General features: G+C 67.2%; 1 protein-coding gene. It reads left to right on the forward strand.

Annotation, left to right across the window (positions count from 1 at the left end):
- A partial coding sequence (locus tag NA4_RS38545) for an AMP-binding protein (protein WP_157129616.1) occupies nt 1–503 on the forward strand: 503 nt, incomplete at both ends.

The raw sequence follows: 503 nt of genomic DNA on the forward strand, positions 1-503 counted from the left end.
GCCGCCCACGCCCCCGCGGCAAGCTTGGCCAGTTTGCGGGATGTGTTCGTGATCGGTGAGGCGTTGCCGCCGCAGACGGTGCGGGCGGTGGGCGCGGTCACGGATGCGCGGGTGCACAATCTCTATGGTCCGACCGAGGCGGCGGTGTCGGTCACCTATTGGCCTGCTGATGGTTTGGATGCGGTGACGGTGCCGATCGGTCGCCCGCAATGGAACACCCGAGTGTTCGTGTTGGATGCGCGGTTGCGGCCGGTGCCTGCGGGGGTGCCCGGTGAGTTGTATTTGGCTGGTGATCAGCTCGCCCGCGGGTATGTCCGGCAAGCCGCGCAGACCGCGGGCCGGTTCGTGGCCAGCCCGTTCGCGGCCGGTTCGCGGATGTATCGGACGGGGGATGTGGTGGTCTGGCGTGGGCCGGATGCGGATCGGCCGCAGCGGTTGGAGTATGTGGGGCGTACTGATTTCCAGGTGAAGTTCCGTGGTCAGCGGATCGAGTTGGGTGAGAT

The sequence above is a fragment of the Nocardia amamiensis NBRC 102102 genome (assembly GCF_001612745.1).
Classification (GTDB): Bacteria; Actinomycetota; Actinomycetes; order Mycobacteriales; family Mycobacteriaceae; genus Nocardia; species Nocardia amamiensis.